The 1,635-nt window shown below is 31.4% G+C and carries 2 protein-coding genes and 1 pseudogene; all 3 read left to right on the top strand.

Features of this window, described 5'->3' with window-relative positions; genetic code table 11:
- Positions 1 to 584 (top strand): annotated as a pseudogene (locus HMPREF9184_RS09310) (hypothetical protein); the annotation flags it as partial.
- Entirely contained in the window at positions 571 to 1,086 is a 516-nt protein-coding gene (locus tag HMPREF9184_RS07105; protein ID WP_000913047.1) for an Imm6 family immunity protein, read from the top strand. The pseudogene HMPREF9184_RS09310 and the gene HMPREF9184_RS07105, both read left to right, overlap by 14 nt.
- A gap of 4 nt (positions 1,087 to 1,090) precedes the next feature.
- The gene (locus tag HMPREF9184_RS07100; RefSeq protein WP_000517648.1) at positions 1,091 to 1,573 is read left to right on the top strand and encodes an Imm6 family immunity protein; all 483 of its coding nucleotides are present in this window, start codon (positions 1,091 to 1,093) and stop codon (positions 1,571 to 1,573) included.
- Positions 1,574 to 1,635: the final 62 nt, after the last annotated feature.

Raw genomic sequence — 1,635 nt, 5'->3', positions numbered from 1 at the left:
ATGTAGAAAACACCCGACTGGATAAACTCCGAGCCCGTAATGCTTTTTATGGAACTAAAGTAGATGATGTGGTGTGGGATGCTTCTGAAGAATTATCTAACTTAAGACGCAAATGGAAAGTTCCTGAAACTGATACTATTGCAGTAGGAAAAACCAATGTTCCAGGTCTTGAAGGGAAAGTATTTGAAGGTGGCTCACCTAAAGTTCGTAAAGAAGCAGGATTATCTGACTTAGATGATGCGTTTCCGGATAGAGAAATAAGAAGTTCAGGAAAGATTTCTTCAGCTACTCGGCATGCTGAGGAAAATGTTGCAAACGATTTTATTAATGCTATAAAAGAAGTAGGATTAGAAGCTGAAAATGTTACTGGAACATTTAAAATCCACCAATCAAATCCAAAAGGTGTCTGCCCAACTTGTTTAAGTGGACTTGGGAACCCAGCCAAACCTTCTGGAGTTATTAAACAATTGGGTGAAATGTTTCCGAAACTTAGAATCGAGGTAACTTCAGAAGTGGTTGAAGGAGTGAAAGTAAACGGACGCTTACAATTTATAGTTGAGAATGGTAAATATGTTAAAAATTAGAAAGGAAGCAGGAATGGAATTGAATATTAATCTCTTATGTTTTATGCAGAGACTAACAGAACCTTTAAAAAAATATATAAAAAATTTGGATTATAAAGAATATGTGAATAAAACATTAGAACTAACGAGTGGATCTATAAATAATATCACAGAGTCGGATCCAGATTTACTCTATAGTAGATTAGAAAACATAGATGAAGAAGATATTTTAACTTATTTTGAACTAGATAAGGATACAGATCCATCTGTATGGGGTTGTATTGCAAATTTCTTGGCACTTGTTAGTTATTTTTCTTATAATGTTATGGGAGAAAAATATTTGCCTGAGACCATTGAAAGTGTCGATGAAGAAACACTTAAAGATTATTTTATTACTTATAAAAAATTAGTAAAAACATATGAAGAATTATCAAGTTTGGATGCCTCATTTCAGAATGAAGAGTACTTAAAAGACAAATTAGTTACTTACTATTTTAAGTTTCTATTTGAAGATTATAATTGAGAATATGGGAAAAAATAATTTGTATTTCATGTTAATTTATTCAGAGGCAATATATACCCAAATTAAAACGCAATATAAATCTCAAATTCGTGCTTCCTTAGATGATTGTTGGGATTTTTTGGAAAACAAAAATAAGACAGGAAAGGATCTCTATGTTTTATTAGATGATGGAACGGACTTTAATGGAATCTTTATTTATATGCAACTAGATGAAGATGAACAAAATATTTCCATGTGGGATAACATTAGCTATGCAATTGCAGCAACTGCTAAGGAGGCATATTTATTTGAGAATCAGAAACAACTGCCTTCTCCTTTGGAAAATGTAGACTCAAGTATATTAGACTTATTTATTGAGAATTTAAAAGAAATAAACACAGTGTTTTATGAACATGTTGAAGAAATTAAAAACTTTGTAAGGAATGGTTACTCACTTTCAAAAAATAATGCTATAAAAAAATTAGAGAATTTGGGTCTAATAAAATAAAAAGACTGTATTAGATGAATTGCATGCGATCATGCGTTACATCACCACAGTTGAGGTTTCAT

Origin of the sequence: Streptococcus sp. oral taxon 058 str. F0407 (assembly GCF_000235485.1) — a bacterium.
Taxonomy (GTDB): Bacteria; Bacillota; Bacilli; order Lactobacillales; family Streptococcaceae; genus Streptococcus.
This window is presented reverse-complemented; position numbering and strand designations above follow the sequence as displayed.

What these genes read in the sequence shown, in the direction of transcription:
- HMPREF9184_RS07105 (WP_000913047.1), top strand. Translation starts at nt 571, where the DNA reads ATGTTAAAAATTAGAAAGGAAGCAGGAATGGAATTGAATATTAATCTC.
- HMPREF9184_RS07100 (WP_000517648.1), top strand. Translation starts at nt 1,091, where the DNA reads ATGGGAAAAAATAATTTGTATTTCATGTTAATTTATTCAGAGGCAATA.